The organism is Aeromonas sp. 603757 (genome assembly GCF_049171255.1).
Classification (GTDB): Bacteria; Pseudomonadota; Gammaproteobacteria; order Enterobacterales; family Aeromonadaceae; genus Aeromonas; species Aeromonas veronii_A.
This window is the reverse complement of the sequence record NZ_JAAKOE010000008.1, coordinates 57,535-75,002: the sequence shown is the minus strand read 5'-3', so window position 1 is coordinate 75,002 and position 17,468 is coordinate 57,535. Positions and strand designations below refer to the sequence as shown.

15 protein-coding genes are annotated in these 17,468 nt (G+C 59.8%); 11 read left to right on the top strand and 4 right to left on the bottom strand.

The window, feature by feature from the left end; genetic code table 11:
• Positions 1-8 precede the first annotated feature (8 nt).
• The 4 genes from fmt to G5332_RS09800 all read left to right on the top strand — a co-directional run bounded on the left by fmt (position 9) and on the right by G5332_RS09800 (position 5,309).
• Positions 9-953 (top strand): methionyl-tRNA formyltransferase, encoded by a 945-nt coding sequence (gene fmt, locus G5332_RS09815; RefSeq protein ID WP_421172637.1) that lies wholly within the window; start codon positions 9-11, stop codon positions 951-953.
• Between the two features lie 60 nt (positions 954-1,013).
• The gene (rsmB, locus tag G5332_RS09810) at positions 1,014-2,306 is read left to right on the top strand and encodes a 16S rRNA (cytosine(967)-C(5))-methyltransferase RsmB (protein WP_421249606.1); all 1,293 of its coding nucleotides are present in this window, start codon (positions 1,014-1,016) and stop codon (positions 2,304-2,306) included.
• An 87-nt stretch (positions 2,307-2,393) separates the two neighbouring features.
• Positions 2,394-3,770 carry a Trk system potassium transporter TrkA gene (trkA, locus tag G5332_RS09805; RefSeq protein ID WP_005339689.1) on the top strand — a complete coding sequence of 459 codons (1,377 nt, stop codon included), beginning with the start codon at positions 2,394-2,396 and terminating at the stop codon, positions 3,768-3,770.
• A 96-nt stretch (positions 3,771-3,866) separates the two neighbouring features.
• Positions 3,867-5,309 (top strand): TrkH family potassium uptake protein, encoded by a 1,443-nt coding sequence (locus G5332_RS09800; RefSeq protein ID WP_421172639.1) that lies wholly within the window; start codon positions 3,867-3,869, stop codon positions 5,307-5,309.
• Positions 5,310-5,548: 239 nt separating this feature from the next.
• Here G5332_RS09800 and typA read toward each other — a convergent pair whose 3' ends face one another.
• A complete protein-coding gene (typA, locus tag G5332_RS09795; protein ID WP_106844305.1) occupies positions 5,549-7,360 on the bottom strand; it encodes a translational GTPase TypA in 1,812 nt (603 codons plus the stop codon).
• A gap of 351 nt (positions 7,361-7,711) precedes the next feature.
• Between typA and glnA the strand changes: the two genes are divergently transcribed.
• From glnA to G5332_RS09765, 6 genes are all read left to right on the top strand, one after another.
• Positions 7,712-9,121 carry a glutamate--ammonia ligase gene (gene glnA, locus G5332_RS09790; protein ID WP_005339672.1) on the top strand — a complete coding sequence of 470 codons (1,410 nt, stop codon included), beginning with the start codon at positions 7,712-7,714 and terminating at the stop codon, positions 9,119-9,121.
• Between the two features lie 115 nt (positions 9,122-9,236).
• Positions 9,237-9,812, top strand: coding sequence for a DUF4124 domain-containing protein (locus G5332_RS09785; RefSeq protein ID WP_421252044.1), 576 nt, complete (start codon positions 9,237-9,239; stop codon positions 9,810-9,812).
• An 86-nt stretch (positions 9,813-9,898) separates the two neighbouring features.
• The gene (glnL, locus tag G5332_RS09780) at positions 9,899-10,954 is read left to right on the top strand and encodes a nitrogen regulation protein NR(II) (RefSeq protein WP_005356202.1); all 1,056 of its coding nucleotides are present in this window, start codon (positions 9,899-9,901) and stop codon (positions 10,952-10,954) included.
• Positions 10,955-10,963: 9 nt separating this feature from the next.
• A complete protein-coding gene (gene glnG / locus G5332_RS09775) occupies positions 10,964-12,382 on the top strand; it encodes a nitrogen regulation protein NR(I) (RefSeq protein WP_227341761.1) in 1,419 nt (472 codons plus the stop codon).
• A gap of 141 nt (positions 12,383-12,523) precedes the next feature.
• Complete coding sequence (add, locus tag G5332_RS09770; protein ID WP_421259366.1) at positions 12,524-13,525, top strand: adenosine deaminase; 1,002 nt, start codon at positions 12,524-12,526, stop codon at positions 13,523-13,525.
• 157 nt (positions 13,526-13,682) lie between these two features.
• Positions 13,683-14,348 (top strand): class I SAM-dependent methyltransferase, encoded by a 666-nt coding sequence (locus G5332_RS09765; RefSeq protein ID WP_421259365.1) that lies wholly within the window; start codon positions 13,683-13,685, stop codon positions 14,346-14,348.
• Positions 14,349-14,443: 95 nt separating this feature from the next.
• On the opposite strand, the gene rmuC is transcribed toward G5332_RS09765, so the two are convergent.
• Both rmuC and G5332_RS09755 read right to left on the bottom strand, forming a co-directional pair.
• Positions 14,444-15,784: a DNA recombination protein RmuC gene (gene rmuC, locus G5332_RS09760; protein WP_236353801.1), complete on the bottom strand. Its 1,341-nt coding sequence runs from the start codon at positions 15,782-15,784 to the stop codon at positions 14,444-14,446.
• Positions 15,781-15,996, bottom strand: a complete 216-nt coding sequence (locus G5332_RS09755) for a hypothetical protein (RefSeq protein WP_160881925.1) — start codon at positions 15,994-15,996, stop codon at positions 15,781-15,783. Before G5332_RS09755 ends, rmuC begins: the two co-directional genes overlap by 4 nt.
• 140 nt (positions 15,997-16,136) lie before the next feature.
• On the opposite strand from G5332_RS09755, the gene G5332_RS09750 reads away from it, so the two are divergent.
• On the top strand, positions 16,137-16,658 hold the full coding sequence (locus tag G5332_RS09750; protein WP_216952305.1) for a ferredoxin-type protein NapF: 522 nt from the start codon (positions 16,137-16,139) through the stop codon (positions 16,656-16,658).
• A 53-nt stretch (positions 16,659-16,711) separates the two neighbouring features.
• Here G5332_RS09750 and G5332_RS09745 read toward each other — a convergent pair whose 3' ends face one another.
• Positions 16,712-17,164: an Rrf2 family transcriptional regulator gene (locus G5332_RS09745; RefSeq protein WP_033114760.1), complete on the bottom strand. Its 453-nt coding sequence runs from the start codon at positions 17,162-17,164 to the stop codon at positions 16,712-16,714.
• Positions 17,165-17,468 lie beyond the last annotated feature (304 nt).

Sequence of the window (17,468 nt, the reverse complement as noted above, 5' to 3'; positions counted from 1 at the left end):
CTGCCCCATTGAATAAGCTGAAACTGATTTTTGCCGGTACTCCCGACTTCGCCGCCCGTCACCTGGCGGCGTTGTTGTCTTCCGACCACGAGGTCGTTGCCGTTTATACCCAGCCCGACAAGCCCGCCGGCCGTGGCCAGAAGCTCACCGCCAGCCCGGTCAAAGAGCTGGCACTGGCCCACAACCTGCCGGTTTACCAGCCCGCTACCCTGCGCAAGGAAGAGGCGCAAGCCGAACTGGCCGCCCTTGGCGCAGACCTGATGGTCGTGGTGGCCTATGGCCTGATCCTGCCCAAGGCGGTACTCGATACCCCGCGTCTGGGCTGCATCAACGTCCATGGCTCCCTGCTGCCCCGCTGGCGTGGCGCGGCACCGATCCAGCGCTCAATCTGGGCGGGCGATAGCGAAACCGGCGTCACCATCATGCAGATGGATGTGGGGCTGGATACCGGCGCAATGATCCGCAAGGTAAGCTGCCCCATCGCCGCCGACGAGACCTCTGCCAGCCTCTATGACAAGCTGGCAGAGCTGGGTCCGCAGGCGCTGGTCGACACCATCGATGCCATGGCTGCCGGTGAAACCGCTGCCGAGGCGCAAGATGATGCGCTGGCCAACTACGCCGAAAAGCTCTCCAAGGAAGAGGCCCGCATCGACTGGTCGATGGAGGCTGTTGCCATCGAACGCTGCATCCGCTCGTTCAACCCCTGGCCCATCAGCTGGTTTGAAGTAGCTGACCAGACCATCAAGGTATGGCAAGCCGCCGTCATCGACATCGACCACGGCCAACCCGCCGGCACCCTGCTCAAGGCCGACAAGCAGGGGATCGATATCGCGACCGGCAAAGGGGTACTGCGCCTGCTGACCCTGCAACCGCCCGGCAAGAAGGCGATGTCCGTTTCGGATCTGCTCAACTCTCGCCGCGACTGGTTTGAACCCGGCACGCAATTGAATTGAACTGGATTGAATTGACACAAGCGGGGCCCAGGCCCCGACTTGCGCATCTAAGGTAACTCTATGAAAACACGTGCACAGGCCGCTCTCGTTATTCAACAGGTGCTGGATCAGGGTCAATCCCTTTCCGCTGTTCTGCCTGCTGCCCAGGAGAAGGTTGCACCTCGCGATCGCGCTCTCCTGCAAGAACTCTGCTACGGCACCCTGCGCTGGCTACCCCGCCTCGATGCGGCAGTCAACGAGATGATGGACAAGCCGCTCAAGAACAAGAGCCGCATTTTCCACTACCTCATCCTGGTCGGTCTCTATCAGCTCATCTACACCCGCATTCCGGCTCACGCCGCGGTGGCCGAGACCGTCAACGCCGTTAAACTGCTCAAGGGCACCTCACTGCGTGGCCTCATCAACGGCGTGTTGCGCAACTTCCAGCGCAGCGCCGAAGTCATTCTGCTGCGTATCGACCGCGTGCCGAGCGTGCGCCTGGGTCATCCTGAGTGGCTCACCAAGCGCCTGCGTCAGGCCTATCACGATGAGTGGGAATTCATCATGGAGGCGAACAACCAGCGCCCTCCCATGTGGATCCGCAACAACAGCCAGCGCCAGAGCCGTGATACCATGCTGGCTCGCATGGCTGAAGTCGGCATCAATGCCGTGGCCGGTGAAGAGGGCGAGGATTGCATCCTGCTGGAGCGTCCCTGCGATGTGACCAAGCTGCCCGGCTTCGAAGTCGGTGACTGCTCGGTACAGGATGGCGCAGCACAACAGGCGGCCGCCCTGATCGACCCGCAACCGGGTGAGTGGGTGCTGGATGCCTGCGCCGCTCCTGGCGGCAAGACTGCCCACCTGCTCGAGCGTCAGCCCAAGCTGGCTGGCGTGGTTGCCGTTGATGCCGACGAGAACCGCCTCAAGCGGGTGCAGGAGAACCTGGATCGCATCGGCCTGACCGCCAAAGTGATCCACGGCGATGCCGCGGCACCGGAACAGTGGTGGCCGGAGGGGCAGTTCGACCGCATCCTGCTGGATGCCCCCTGCTCCGCCACCGGCGTTATCCGTCGCCACCCCGACATCAAGTGGTTGCGCCGTGATCAGGACATCCGCGAGCTGACCGAGCTGCAGCGCCGCATTCTCAATGCCCTCTGGGGCAAGCTGAAGAGCGGTGGCACCCTGCTCTACGCTACCTGCTCCGTCCTGCCGGAAGAGAACCGCGACCAGATCCGCACCTTCCTTGCCGCGACCAAAGATGCCAAATTGGTACCGTTGCACGAACAGGACACTCCGGATTGCCCTGGTCGCCAGTTCCTGCCAGGTGAAGCCGAGATGGATGGCTTCTACTACGCCAAACTGGTCAAGCTCTGAGCCGGGCATGACAAACCTCATTCGGGAGAGCCGCCAGCTCCGTTCTGGCGCTCCCCTTTACAGCCTCAACGTGAGTAGACGTTCCCTATGAAAATCATCATTTTGGGAGCCGGCCAGGTCGGCGGCACTCTGGCCGAGAACCTGGCCGGAGAGAACAACGACATCACCATCGTCGATACCGACAGCGAGCGCCTGCGCGAACTGCAGGACAAGTTTGACCTGCGGGTGGTCAACGGCCATGGCGCTCACCCCAAGGTGCTGCGCGAAGCGGGGGCTCAGGATGCCGACATGCTGGTCGCCGTCACCAACAGTGACGAGACCAACATGATCGCCTGTCAGGTCGCCTACTCCCTGTTCAACACCCCGAACAAGGTGGCGCGGATCCGTTCGCCCGCCTATCTGACAGAGCGGGATCGCCTGTTTCTGCCGGAATCGGTGCCGGTGGATCACCTGATCGCGCCGGAGCAGTTGGTGACCGACTATGTGCGTCGCCTGATCGAATATCCGGGGGCCCTGCAAGTGGTTGATTTTGCCGGTGGCCGCGTCGGTCTGGTGGCAGTCAAGGCCTACTACGGTGGCCCGCTGGTGGGCAACGCCCTCTCCACCCTGCGCGAGCACATGCCCAATATCGAAACTCGCGTAGCGGCCATCTTCCGTCAGGGCCGCCCGATCCGCCCGCAAGGCACCACCATCATCGAAGCGGATGACGAGGTCTTCTTCGTCGCCGCCGCGGGCCATATCCGTGCCGTGATGTCGGAGCTGCAGCGCCTCGAGAGCCCCTACCGCCGCATCATGATCGTCGGTGGTGGCAACATCGGCGCCGGCCTCGCCCGCCAGCTGGAGAAGCGCTACAGCGTCAAGCTTATCGAGCGCAATCAGAAACGGGCGGAGCAGCTCTCCGAACTGCTGGAAAACACCATCGTCTTCTGCGGCGATGCGGCGGATCAGGAGCTGCTGGCCGAGGAGCACATCGACCAGATCGACGTCTTCATCGCCGTCACCAATGAGGATGAGGCCAACATCATGTCAGCGCTGCTCGCCAAGAAGATGGGCGCCAAGAAGACTATGGTGCTGATCCAGCGCGGCGCCTACGTCGATCTGGTGCAGGGTGGCTCTATCGATATCGCCATCTCGCCCCAGCAGGCCACCATCTCGGCCCTGCTGACACACGTGCGTCGGGCCGATATCGCCAACGTCTACAGCCTGCGCCGCGGCGCTGCCGAGGCGATCGAGGCGATTGCCCATGGTGACGAGAACACCTCCAAGGTGGTCGGCAAGACGGTGGGCGAGCTCAAGCTGCCGCCGGGTACCACTATCGGTGCCGTAGTGCGCGGGGATGAGGTACTGATCGCCCACGATCGCACCAAAATCCAGCAGGATGACCACGTGGTCATGTTTCTGGTGGACAAGAAGTACATCCCGGAAGTGGAGCGGCTATTCCAGCCAAGCCCCTTCTTCCTGTAACGTCTTCATGCGCACAGGCTGTCAAACCAGACCCGGCTCAGCTCCCCCAAGGGGATGGTCCGGGTCTTTTGTTAATCAACGACCAGGTTATCGAACATGATCAAGCTGCGTCCCATTATCTTCACCCTCGGGCTGGTGCTCTCCAAGCTGGCGCTCTTCATGTGGCTGCCCACCTTGCTGGCACTGCTCACCGGGTCAGAGGGATTTGTCGAGTTTCTCAAGTCCGTGCTGATCACCCACGGCGCCGCCCTGCTCTGCCTCCACTATGGTCGCAAGGCGGAGTTTCATCTGGGGGTGCGGGAGATGTTCCTGCTCACCACCTCGGTCTGGGTGGTAGCCTGCGCCTTCGGCGCCCTGCCTTTTGTTTTCATCACCCACATCAACTTCACCGACGCCTACTTCGAGACCATGTCGGGGGTGACCACCACGGGCTCTACCGTGCTCTCCGGCCTCGACAACATGGCTCACAGCATCCTGTTGTGGCGTTCCATCCTGCAGTGGCTGGGCGGGGTTGGCTTTATCGTGATGGCGGTTGCCGTGCTGCCCTACCTCAACGTCGGCGGCATGAAGCTGTTCCAGACCGAGAGCTCGGACTGGTCGGACAAAAGCGCCCCGCGTGCCAAGACAGTCGCCAACAACATCGTCGTGGTCTATCTGGTGCTCTCCATGCTCTGCTTCATGGCCTACTGGGCCAGCGGCATGAACATGTTCGAGGCGATCAACCACGCCATGACCACTCTCAGTACTGGTGGCTACTCCACCTCCGATCAATCCATGTCCCACTTCTCCAACTCGGCCCACTGGATTGGCACCCTGTTCATGTTCCTCGGCGGCCTGCCCTTCCTGCTCTATGTGCAGAGCCTCAACCACAGGGATTACAGTCTGTTCAAGGATGCCCAGGTGCGAGGCTTCTTCTGGCTGGTGGTCTGGGTCACCGTCATCATGACCTTCTATCTGTGGGAGAGAGACCTGTTCGGCTTCTGGGATGCCCTGCGTATCAGCTGCTTCAACATCGTCTCGGTGCTCACCACCACCGGCTACGGCCTTGGTGACTTCGGCACCTGGGGGCCGCTCGCCAGCATCGTCTTCATCGTGCTGCTGGCTCTTGGGGCCTGCTCCGGCTCCACTGCGGGCGGCCTCAAGATCTTCCGGGTACAGGTGGCCTTTGCCCTGTTCAAGAAGCAGATGCGCCAACTGATGCACCCTTCCGGCGTATTTCCCCAGAAGTACAACGGCCGGACAGTCAATGACGCCATCATCCGCTCAATGATCTCCTTCGTGCTGGCCTACTTCGCCATCATTCTGATGATAGCCGCACTGCTGGGCGCCATCGGGCTTGACCCCCTGACAGCCATATCCAGCTCCATCACCGCCGTTGCCAACGTCGGCCCGGGCATGGGCCCGGTGGTCGGCCCCAGCACCAACTTTGCCAGCCTGCCGGAATCGGCCAAATGGCTGCTGTCATTCGGCATGCTGCTGGGACGACTGGAGATCCTGACGGTCGCCGTGCTCTTCTTCCCCTCCTTCTGGCGCCAGTAACGCTCACCGTAAGCAAGCAAAAAGCCGCAGCGTTCACCCGCTGCGGCTTTTTTATCTCGTCCATCCCCACGACTTTCCCTCAACGCTCATCAACCCCATTACCGGTGGCCTGAACGACCTCATCGGCATGGCCAGAGCGGATCACAAGCATAAAAAAACGGACCCAAACCAGAGGTTTGGGTCCGTTTATCAGTGAGCCGTCAGTGGCCGCGAGGGCTGCCGAGACTCAGCACATGGCATTAACCACGGCCAGAGCGCTTACGATCCAGCTCGGTCAGCAATTTCTTGCGGATACGGATGTTCTTCGGAGTCACTTCTACCAGTTCATCGTTATCGATGAACTCGAGAGCCTGTTCCAGAGTCATGCGGATCGGCGGAGTCAGAACCTGAGCTTCGTCGGTACCGGAGGCACGCATGTTGGTCAGCTGTTTGCCTTTCAGGCAGTTAACAGTCAGGTCGTTGGAACGGGAGTGGATACCTATCACCTGACCTTCGTACACTTCGGTCGCGTGACCGATGAACAGACGACCGCGGTCTTGCAGACCGAACAGGGCGTAGGTCAGGGCCTTACCGGTTGCGTTGGAGATCAGCACGCCGTTCTGACGCTCGCCGATGCTGCCACCCTTGTGCGGACCGTAATGGTCGAAGGTGTGGTAGAGCAAACCGGTACCGGAGGTCATGGTCATGAACTCGGTCTGGAAGCCGATCAGGCCACGGCTCGGGATCATGAAGTCCAGGCGGACACGACCCTTGCCATCCGGGGTCATGTTGGTCATTTCGCCTTTACGCAGACCCAGCTGCTCCATCACGGAACCCTGGTGCGCTTCTTCAACGTCCACAGTTACAGTTTCGAACGGTTCTTGCAGTTCGCCGTCAACGGTACGCAGGATTACTTCCGGACGGGATACCGCCAGCTCGTAACCTTCGCGACGCATGTTTTCGATCAGGATGGAGAGGTGCAGTTCACCACGACCGGATACACGGAACTTGTCCGGATCATCAGTCTCTTCCACGCGCAGGGCCACGTTGTGGACCAGCTCCTGGTTCAGACGCTCCAGAATGTTGCGGGAGGTCACGAACTTGCCCTCTTTACCGGCGAACGGTGAAGTGTTGACCTGGAAGGTCATGTTCACGGTCGGCTCGTCAACGGAGAGCGGCGGCAGGGCCTCAACGGCACCGTTGTCACAGATGGTGTCGGAGATTTTCAGCTCGCCCAGACCGGTGATAGCGATGATGTCACCCGCTTGCGCGTCGGCAACTTCAGTACGGGACAGACCCAGGTAACCCAGCACCTGACCGACTTTACCATTACGGGTCTTGCCGTCAGCACCAACGATGGTGACTTGCTGGTTGGTCTTGACGCGACCACGAGTGATGCGGCCGATACCGATAACGCCCACGTAGGAGTTGTAGTCCAGCTGGGAGATCTGCATCTGGAAACCACCTTCGGCATCAGCCTTCGGCGCTTCAACGTTGTCAACGATGGCCTGGAACAGCGGCTCCATGTTTTCGGACTCGACGTCCTGATCCATGGTGGCCCAACCGTTCAGTGCAGAGGCGTAAACAACTTTGAAATCCAGCTGTTCGTCAGTCGCGCCCAGGTTGTCGAACAGGTCGAATACCTGATCCATTACCCAGTCAGGACGAGCACCCGGACGGTCAACCTTGTTGATGACCACGATCGGCTTCAGACCCTGAGCGAACGCTTTCTGGGTCACGAAACGGGTTTGCGGCATCGGGCCGTCTACGGCGTCAACCAGCAGCAGCACGGAGTCAACCATGGACAGTACGCGCTCTACTTCACCACCGAAGTCGGCGTGACCCGGGGTATCAACGATGTTGATGCGGTAGTCATTCCAGCGGATCGCAGTGTTCTTGGCGAGAATGGTGATGCCACGTTCCCGTTCCAGATCATTGGAGTCCATGATCCGTTCCTGGCCTTCCGTGGAGCGGTCCAGGGTGCCGGACTGCTGCAGCAGCTTATCAACCAGAGTCGTTTTGCCGTGGTCAACGTGCGCAATAATCGCAATATTGCGTAAATTCTCTAACATTCTCGCCTCAATCACCGGGTAAAATTGGGCGCTAATTGTACTCTTGCCTTTGTGATCTGCCTAGCAGAATTGCAGTACATTCGCGCATAACAACAGATCTGGATCATAGACCTCTCTGACAAACCCTGCTTAGATGGGCGGTGACCGTATTTCGCGCACCATTACAGTGCACCAAAACGATCCACCATCGCACTAAATTGATGCAACGCGAGTCGAGATCGCCTGATTTTGGGGAGCCTCTTCAGTGAGATTGCCCTGAAATCAAGCTGTCACAAACTTGGCACGATACTGGCTTATGTGAATACGACGACGCATTCACCCAGAGAGTTTTAACACCGGAGGTTACTTAGCATGTCAGCCCAGAACGTTTTGGCCCTGATCCAGGAACACGAAGTCAAGTTTGTTGATCTGCGCTTTACCGACACCAAGGGTAAAGAGCAGCATGTATCCATCCCTGCTCACCAGGTTGATGAAGATTTCTTCGAAGACGGCAAGATGTTCGATGGTTCCTCCATCGGCGGCTGGAAGGGCATCAACGAATCCGACATGGTACTGATGCCGGACGCAGCCTCCGCCAAGCTGGACCCGTTCACCGAAGAGACCACCCTGAACATCGTTTGTGACGTACTGGAGCCTGCCACCATGCAGGGCTACGACCGCGATCCACGCTCCATCGCCAAGCGTGCAGAAGATTTCCTGAAGTCCAGCGGCATCGCTGACACCGTGCTGTTCGGGCCGGAGCCGGAATTCTTCATGTTCGACAACATCACCTTCTCCAACACCATGGGCCACAGCTTCGTGAAAATCGAATCTGAAGAAGCCGCATGGAACTCCGGCACTGCCTATGAGCATGGCAACAAGGGTCACCGTCCGTTCGTGAAAGGCGGTTACTTCCCGGTTGCACCGGTCGACTCCTCCCAGGATATCCGTGCCGCCATGTGTCTGGTGCTGGAAGAGATGGGCCAGGTCGTTGAAGCTCACCACCACGAAGTGGCCACTGCCGGTCAGAACGAAATCGCTACCCGCTTCAACACTCTTACGCTGAAAGCAGATGAAGTACAGGTACTGAAGTACGTGATCCACAACGTGGCCCACGCCTACAACAAGACCGTCACCTTCATGCCGAAACCCATGTTCGGTGACAACGGCTCCGGCATGCACTGCCACCAGTCTCTGGCCAAGAACGGCGTCAACCTGTTCGCCGGGGACCTGTATGGCGGTCTGTCCGAGATGGCGCTGCACTACATTGGCGGTATCATCAAGCACGCCAAGGCCATCAACGCCTTCGCCAACCCGACCACCAACTCCTACAAGCGTCTGGTTCCGGGTTATGAAGCCCCTGTCATGCTGGCCTACTCTGCCCGCAACCGTTCTGCCTCCATCCGTATCCCGGTGGTACCGAGCCCGAAAGCTCGTCGTATCGAAGTGCGCTTCCCGGATCCGGCTGCCAACCCGTACCTGGCCTTCGCTGCCCAGCTGATGGCCGGTCTGGACGGTATCATCAACAAGATCCATCCGGGCGATGCCATGGACAAGAACTTGTACGACCTGCCGCCGGAAGAGGCTGCAGAAGTACCGACCGTTGCCGGCTCTCTGGACGAAGCACTGGCTGCTCTGGATGCTGACCGCGAGTTCCTGACCCGTGGCGGCGTGTTCAGCGATGACTTCATCAACTCCTATCTGGAACTGAAACAGCAGGATGTTGACCGTGTGCGCATGACTCCGCACCCGCTGGAGTTCGAACTGTACTACTCCGTCTAAGTCGCAGCAGACAGCCCATTTAGATTGGGGCAGCTTGCCGAATCGTGACAAAACCCGCCAGATGGCGGGTTTTTTCTCTGATAGGATTAAGCAAGATACCGTCAAGGAGAGATGGATGAACAAGATACATGGCATAGGAGCAATTACCCTCCTGTTACTGACCTCATTCAGTACTCATGCGGCCAAGGTCTACTCTTGGGTCGATGGCAATGGCATTACCCACTACACGGATGCCCCTCCTCCCGGCAAAAACGTAAAGGAGGTGGATCTGCGGGCTGCTCCCCTGCTGGGTAGCGCCCCCAGCTCGGTACAGGTAGACAACTTCAACAGCCTGACTGGCGCCGATGCCAAGAAGGAGCAGGAGGCGGCCAAACTGGTGATCGAGCTGCTCTCCCCTGAACAGGGCAGCACCCTGCGCGACAACACAGGCAATATCGTCTTTCAGGGTCAAATCAGCCCCAAACCGCCAACCCAGTATGATGTGCGCCTGACCCTAGATGGCAAGGCTGCCCCCATCGTCAGCAACAGCCTCTCTATCCGGGTCGAAAATGTCGATCGCGGTGCCCACGAAGCTCAGCTAGAACTGCTCGCCAAAGACGGTACGATCCTTGCTAAATCTACACCAGTCACCTTTTACCTGCATAGAGCGACCGTGACTCCGGCTCCCAAACCCACCCCCAAAGCCGACTAGGGGTGATATAGCGCACCGATGCGGGTAAACTCTATGCACCATATCGGTGCATAACAGGTGTGTAGCACCGTTTTAGGGAGAAACCTGTGCCAACCCGCTCGGACAACGCCAAAACACTCTTGGATAATTTGCTGACCGCCGTGATCCTGATGGATGAGCGGCTCTGCATCCAGTTCGTCAACCCGGCGGCTGAACAGCTGCTCTCCCTCAGTGAACGCAGGCTGATCGGCATCGAACTGCCCCATCTGCTGGAACATATCTCCCTCGATTTGCAGCGACTCAAGCAGTGCCTCGTGTCAGGGCAAGGCTTTACCGACAGCGAAGTGACTCTGGTGGTAGAGGGAGAACCGCGACTGGTGGAGCTGAGCGCCACCCCGATGGCCGACCACGAACAGCGTCTGCTGGTAGTGGAGCTGCGCAAGATCGACCAGCAGAAGAAGATCAGTCAGGAGCAGCAGCAACATGCCCAGCAGCTGGCGGCCAAGGAGCTGGTGCGCGGCCTGGCACACGAAATCAAGAATCCCCTCGGCGGCCTGCGTGGCGCGGCCCAGCTGCTGCAAAAAGAGCTGCCGGATCCGGCCCTGCGCGAATATACCGGCATCATCATCGAACAGGCTGACAGGCTGCGGGTACTGGTCGATCGGCTGCTCGGCCCCCAGCGCCCCGGCCGTCACCAGATGCACAATGTCCATTCGGTGCTGGAGCAGGTACGCCGACTGGTGGAGCTCGAACTCCCTCCCTCTGTTCGCATCGAGCGGGATTACGATCCCAGCATCCCCGAATTCGAGATGGAGCCGGATCAGCTGCAGCAGGCGTTTCTCAACATAGTGCGCAACGCCGCCGAAGCACTGGGGGATCAGACCGGGCTTATCCGCATCAAGACCCGCACCGCGTTCCAGATCACCATCCACGGCCAGCGTTACCGGCTGGCGGCGGAGATCAAGATCATCGACAACGGCCCCGGCATTCCCGATGCCATTCGCGACACCCTGTTCTACCCGATGATCACCGGCAAGGAGGGGGGAACCGGGCTCGGCCTCTCCATCGCCCAGAACCTGATCGACCAGCACAAGGGGCGGATCGACTGCATCAGCTGGCCGGGTCACACCGAATTCACCATTTTTCTACCGCTTCGCAAGTAAGGGAACCCCATGACCGCCAAAGTGTGGATCGTCGATGACGACAGTTCTATCCGCTGGGTGCTGGAGCGCACTCTCGGCAGCGAAGGCTTCAACTGCGAGAGCTTTGCCGATGGCGAAGCCCTGCTGCACGCCCTTGAGCTGCGCTCGCCCGATGTGATCCTCTCCGATATCCGGATGCCGGGCATCGACGGCCTGAGCCTGCTTGAGCAGATCCACCGCCGTCAGGCCGATCTGCCCATCATCATCATGACCGCCCACTCGGATCTCGACAGCGCGGTCAACGCCTACCAGCGAGGCGCCTTCGAGTACCTGCCCAAGCCGTTCGACATCGACGAAGCCGTGACCCTGGTGCGGCGCGCCGAGAATCACCTCAAGGAGCAGCGCACCAAGCGCAAGTCTCGCCAGCAAGAAGCCACCGCCACTCCCGAAATCATCGGTGAGGCACCGGCGATGCAGGAGGTGTTCCGCGCAATCGGCCGCCTGTCTCGCTCCAGCATCTCGGTGCTGATCAACGGCCAAAGCGGTACCGGCAAGGAGCTGGTCGCCCATGCGCTGCACAAGCACAGCCCGCGCGCCCACAAGAACTTCATCGCCCTCAACATGGCTGCCATTCCGAAAGACCTCATCGAATCGGAACTGTTCGGTCACGAGAAGGGGGCCTTTACCGGCGCCAACAACATCCGCCACGGCCGCTTTGAGCAGGCCGACGGCGGCACCCTGTTTCTCGACGAGATCGGCGACATGCCGATGGATGTGCAGACCCGGCTGCTGCGGGTATTGGCCGACGGCCAGTTCTACCGGGTCGGTGGCCACCAGCCGGTGCAGGTGGATGTACGGATCATCGCCGCCACCCACCAAAATCTGGAGAAGCGGGTCGCCGATGGCGAGTTTCGCGAGGATCTGTTCCACCGCCTCAACGTCATCCGCATCCACATCCCCGCCCTCAAGGAGCGCCGTGAGGATATCCCCCAGCTGGCCCGCCACTTCCTGCTGCGCGCCGCCAAGGAGCTGAACGTCGAGGCCAAGAGCCTGCACCCCGATACCCAGGCCTATATCAGCCGCCTGCCCTGGCCGGGCAACGTGCGCCAGCTGGAGAACGTCTGCCGCTGGCTTACCGTGATGGCCTCGGGGCAAGAAGTGCTGGTCGGCGACCTGCCTGCCGAGCTGCTTACCCCCATCACCCACAACGCCGAGCCCGGCCAACCGGCGTTGCCCGGTTGCTGGCAGCAACAGTTGCAGGAGTGGGTGGCCAGCAAGCTGGCGCTGGGAGAGACCGACATCCTGGCCGATGCCATGCCGCAGTTCGAGCGGATCATGCTGGAGACGGCGCTGGAGCACACCCACGGCCACAAGCAGGAGGCGGCGCGCCTGCTTGGCTGGGGTCGCAACACCCTGACCCGCAAGCTGAAGGAACTCGATCTCTCCTGAGTCCCGGGGAAAAACGATTCCCATCACGCCCTGACAAATCACCGCCCGCCAGAACCCCGTTTAACCATAAACGGGGTATCTTTTTTGAAAGCCCCGCCTAGAATGGCAGGCTTTCAAACCTGACTCGACGAGGGCGCCCCCATGATTGACAGATCTCTCCCCCTGACCGACCTGCACCGCCATCTGGACGGCAACATCCGCCCGCAAACCATCCTCGAGCTGGGCCGCCAACACAACATTCAGTTGCCCGCCTTCGAGCTGGAGGCGCTGCGCCCCCACGTACAGATTGTCGAGAACGAGCCGAGCCTGGTCGCCTTCCTGAAGAAGCTGGACTGGGGTGTTGCCGTGCTGGCCGACTATGATGCCTGCCGCCGGGTCGCCTACGAGAACGTGGAAGATCTGCTGCGCGCCGGTATCGACTATGCCGAACTGCGTTTCAGTCCGGCCTATATGGCGATGGCCCACAAGCTGCACCCGCAGGGCGTGGTAGAAGCCATCATCGACGGCGTGGCCGCGGGCAGCCGCGATTTCGGTATCAAGACCAACCTGATCGGCATCATGAGCCGCACCTTCGGCACCGAGCAGTGCAATCGGGAGCTGGCCGCCTGTCTGGCCCACCGCGACAAGCTGGTCGCCATCGATCTGGCCGGTGACGAGCTGGGCTTCCCGGGGGAACTCTTTGTCGATCACTTCCGTCAGGTGCGCGATGCAGGCATGCGCGTCACCGTACACGCAGGTGAAGCCGCTGGCCCCGAGAGCATGTGGCAAGCCATTCGCGAGCTGGGCGCCGAGCGTATCGGCCACGGCGTCAAAGCGATTCAGGATCCGGCCCTGATGGCCTATCTGGCCGAGCACCGCATCGGCATCGAATCCTGCCTCACCTCCAACGTCCAGACTACCACGGTAGCGAGCCTGACCGAGCACCCGATCCGCCAGTTCCTGGCTGCCGGTGTGCTGGCATGCCTCAACACCGACGATCCGGCGGTGGAAGGGATCGACCTGCCCCACGAATATGAGGTGGCCGCTCCGGCCGCGGGCATGACCGCCAGCGAGATCCGCACCGCCCAGCAGAACGGCCTGACCCTAGCCTTCCTGAGCGATAGCGATAAAGCCGAACTGAGCGCCCGCGCAGCCAGCCGCTGATTAACACCGGCAGTGCAAATAACAACGGCCCACTTCGGTGGGCCGTTTTTATTTGTGGCGGAGATCCCGCAACTTCAAGCCCGCGGTTCGATTAACAGATGTCATATCGTATACATGAAAATATTCCTGCCGATTACAGCATTATGGGGAGCTGGTCATGTTGAAAAGTCTGGATCTATTTGGCAAGGCGCTGAAAGAGCACTATCAGAACAGGGGTGATGAAACCTTGCAGATCAATATCAGCGGGCAAGAACCATATTGTCTCCCGCTCGCTATCTTTTTTCGACCAGCCGACTACTACCAGATTGATCGCCGGGCGTTATCTTTGTGCAGGGGAAAGACGCTGGATATAGGAGCTGGAACGGGTGAACACTCGCTCTTTTTGCAACAGCAGCTTTTTGATGTGACCGCCCTCGATATCTCGCCATTGGCCTGTGAGGTGATGCAAGCCAGAGGCGTCAGCAGAGTCATCCATGCCGATATCTTTTCGGCTAGTTTTGACGCCCCGTTTGATACCTGGTTGCTACTCGGTCGCAGTATCGGAGCCGTGGGCAACATTGAAATGTTGGGGAAATTTTTCGAACTTGCTCATCAATATATTTCGCCGAAAGGTCAAATCATTTTGAACTCAACGAACGGGAGTACTAACCAGACCGTTATACGAGAGCTCTCTTTTACCTATAAAGGAGAAACCGAGGCGCCCATCAGTTGGCTGGATATCGCTCAGGATCAGCTGAGCAGGGAGGCGGCTAAATATGATTTTTCTACTGAAATAATCGATATAGAAACTGATGGGAATTATCTGGCGGTGTTAAAGAAATAGTCCTACTTATCGTTCTCTTCTTAAAAAAAGAGCCCAAATCAGCAAAAGGCCCAAACCGGGTTTGGGCCTTTTGCTGATAGCTGTAAGGGGAAAAACTACTCCCGCTCCTTGTCACGCTCCAGCGCCCGCTCAACCAGCGGCTCGGGCAGGCTCTTGGTCACCTCAACCCCCAGCTCGCGGAAACGCTCGACCTGCGCAATCAGGTTGCCACGGCCGTTGACCAGCCGTCCCATCGCCTTGTCGTAGCTCTCCTGCGCCTTGTGCAGGCTGCCACCCATCTGCTGCATCTCCTCGACGAACAGCCGCAGCTTTTCGTAGAGGCGACCGGCCCGCTCGGCGATCTGGCGGGCATTCTGGTTCTGCCGTTCGTAGCGCCACAGGTTCTCGATGGTGCGCAGCGCCACCATCAGATTGGTGGGGCTCACCAGCAGGATGTTGTTGTCGAGGCCGTAACGCACCAGCGAGGGATCGGCCTCCATCGCGGTGAGGAAGGCGGGCTCTACCGCTACGAACATCAGCACATAGTCGAGGGTACGCACCCCGGGCAGCTGCTGGTAATCCTTGCGACCCAGCTCGCGGATATGATTGCGCACCGAGGCGACGTGCTCCTTGAGCGCCACCGCCTTCTCCAGCTCGTCATCGGCGTTATACCAGCGCTCGTAGGCGGTCAGCGACACCTTGGCGTCGATGATGATGTCTTTTTCCTGCGGCAGGTGGACGATCACGTCGGGCTGGTAGCGCTTGCCCTTCTCCACCTCGATATTGACCTGGGTGTGGTACTCGTGGCCCTCGCGCAGACCGCACTCGCTGAGGATCCGCGCCAGCACCACTTCACCCCAATTGCCCTGCTGCTTGCTGTCGCCCTTGAGGGCGCGGGTCAGCGCCGCCGCCTCTTCGGTCATGCGGGCATTGAGCTCGGCAAGGCGCTCCAGCTCGAACTTGAGGCTGTGGCGCTGGGCCGTCTCTTGGGCGTGGGTCTCCCCCACCTGACGACGAAAGCCCTCGAGCTGCTCTTTGAGCGGGGTGAGCAGCAGATCGAGGCTATTCTGGTTCAATTCGCGGAAGTTGCCGGAGTTTTGCTCGAAGATCCGGTTGGCGAGATTCTCGAACTGCTGGCTGAGGCGCTGCTCCGCCTCCTGTTGCAGTTGCAGCTTCTCGGCGGCGGCCAGCCGTTCGCTGCGCAGGGTCGCTTCCGCATCCTTGAGGCGGGCGGTGAGCTTGATCAGCAGGGTCTGCTGCTGATCCAGCTTCTGCTGCCCCTGCATCCGCTCATCCTGCAACTCGTCGAAGCGATCCTGGAGCGCCTGATAACGCTCCTGCGCCAGCAGCAGCTCCTGAGCTTGCGCCGTGGCAGCCCGCCGCCCGATCAACCAGCCAAGCCCGAGAGCCAGTGCGGCGGCAGGCAGCAAGATCCCCCAGAGCCCGGGGTCGATCATTTGCGGCTCCGCTGACGCAGGAAGAGTTCGAGATAGCGGTTAACCAGGATCCAGAGCACCACGTAGATAAGGTAGGCGGCCAGCACCACCCACTTGTGGCTGTTGACGCCGGTATCGAGCTCGGCGAACTCGATATCCTTGATGCGGCAGTAGGCCCACATCAGCAGGGGAAAGACATAGAGCAGGGACGCACGCCAGAGAAATAGCCACATATGTTTTCATTCAACCACGTAAAAAGACCCGCCTAGCTTACACAAGGGCAACTGCGCTTGCGATCCTGACGGCCGCTATTCTCTGGCCTGCTTCCCGAAACTTCGATAAAATTAACCCCTAATAGGTATCAGGGGCGAGCATGACTCACTATTTCCTCCGTTGGCTGACACAAGGTTGGCAAGCTTCCCGCAAGCCCGCAGTGGTTTGCCATGAAGCGCGCCCGCCATGGGCCATCGAGGAGTCCCAGTACCTCTCCCTCTGCAGCCGCTGTGGCGAGTGTTTCAAGGCCTGCCCGCGCGGTCTGCTCAAACCGGCCACCCAGGAGGAGTACGAGGGGAGCCCCATCGCCGGTACGCCGGTACTCGATCTCGCCTGTGGCCAGTGCAGCTACTGCGGCAGCTGCGCCAGAGCCTGTCCCACCGGCGCCCTCGACCTGCAGCTGGGTCGTCAGGTGCAGACCCGGGTGCAGATTGAAGAGAGCTGTCAGGCACGGCAGGGCTTCTACTGCCTGCTCTGTGAAGATGCCTGTCCCCAGCAGGCAATCAAGGCCACAGCCGATGGCATCAACGTCAACATGGATGCCTGCAATGGCTGCGGCGCCTGCGGCCTCGCCTGTCTGCACGGCGCCATCACCCTGATCCGCCAGCCGGGCAATCGCTGACAAACAAAAGGGGCCATCAGGCCCCTTCTATATCTGTTCTTGCTTCCTGCCCATCAGGCCATCGCCAGAATTGACTCCTGCTCGATGCCCAGCAGATGGCAGAGACGGTTCGGATCGCGCACCGCATCGGCCAGGGTGTACTCACCCAGCACTTCGAGGAAGGCGTTCATGGCGCGGCGCAAAATGCCCTGAATGCGGCAGCCACCGGAGAGACGGCAGTTCTCGCGCTTGCAGTCGACCGGACAGAGCACGTGCTCCATATCCATCACCACATCGCGCAGGTTGATGGAGACCGCGGAGCGACCGAGGCGGATACCGCCATGCTTGCCACGTACCGTCTCGATGTACCCCTTGATGCCGAGCTGGTGCACTATCTTGACCACGTGGTTGCGAGAGATGCCGAAGGTATCGGCCACTTCGGTAATGGTCGACAGGCGATCGCCCGGCTGCACCGCCAGGAAGGTCAGGGTACGCAGGGCGTAGTCGGTAAATCGTGTCAGTTGCATGGTCGCACTTGCCTCTTACTACAAGCCAGGAATCAGGACGACAACATTGAGCTAAGAGGCAGGAGACAACCGGTTTGCCTCTGTTCGCCATTGGTTCGCCAGAGGAGGGGCCTGTCTCTTAATCTGAGTTGCGGAGTGACAAGGTTAAGAGCAGCACAACCGGGTGTCGATGAAGATGCACATAAATCGACACTTTCTTTGATTGATCGCAAACTTGCCGGGTTAGCCCGGCGTTTACCTCCATTCTGGCGGCTAAATTTCCCGAAATTCCTCACCGCCGCACCCAACAGACAAGAGGGGAAAT